Raw genomic sequence first — 839 nt, 5'->3', positions numbered from 1 at the left:
GGTCTTTGAGGTATTTGCCCGCCGAAACCGCCGTGCCGCCCTGGTCGTCGGTGGTGACGTCGAGGTCGTCGACACCAATGGCGCTGCGCAGGTTTTCCAGCAGCGACGTCGAGCCGCCGACGCCGGCCAGTTGCCCGGCGGCCTCGGCCAACTGGGCGATCTGCAGCGGCGACAGGTTCGACATCGAGCGCCCGAAGATCAATTGCGCCAGCACCTCGTCCTCGGGCAGCGCCGGCACGGAGGAGAAGGTGAACTTCGGATTGGTCGCCTCGCCCGACACCACGATGGTGACGGTGGCGCCGGTCGTCGTCGTGGTCGCCGTCAAATTGAGATAGGGCACCAGCGAGCCGGAAAATCCGACCGTGCCTTCGGTGAAGGTCAGCCGCTTGCCGAGAATCGACAGCCGTCCGCGCTGCAGGGTGAAGGTGCCGACCGCTTGCGGCGACGAGGCCGGGCCGGTCAGCTTCAGCGAGCCGCCAAGTTCGGCATCGACGCCCCTGCCCTGGATGAAGATCTGGTTCGGCGCGTTGACCGTGACATCGAGTGCAAGGCCGCTACCGCCGCCCTTGCCGCTGGTCGTCGGCGGCCGCAGCGCCTTGTCCTGCGCCTTTACCGCACCTGGCGCATTCTTGTGCTTGACGTCGAGCGCCGCCAGCGAGCCCGGCAATTTGTCCGGAACGGTGATCACCGTCTTGGCGAGATTGACGGTGCCGGCAATGACCGGTGCGGAAGTCAGCGGTCCCTTGATCGTTAGGTCGCCGCCGAGATTGGCGGTCACCACCCTTCCGTCCGTATAGCGGCCGTCGACCAGCTTGATCGACAAATCGGCCGGAAAACCC

At 66.2% G+C, this 839-nt stretch carries 1 protein-coding gene; it reads right to left on the bottom strand.

Annotation, left to right across the window (positions count from 1 at the left end):
• On the bottom strand, positions 1–839 hold an 839-nt coding region (locus tag EOD15_RS34935), incomplete at both ends, for a translocation/assembly module TamB domain-containing protein (protein WP_185929176.1).

The organism is Mesorhizobium sp. M7A.T.Ca.US.000.02.2.1, assembly GCF_003996995.1.
GTDB lineage: Bacteria > Pseudomonadota > Alphaproteobacteria > Rhizobiales > Rhizobiaceae > Mesorhizobium.
The sequence above is the reverse complement of the archived record's forward strand: the minus strand, read 5'-3'. Positions and strand labels throughout refer to the sequence as shown.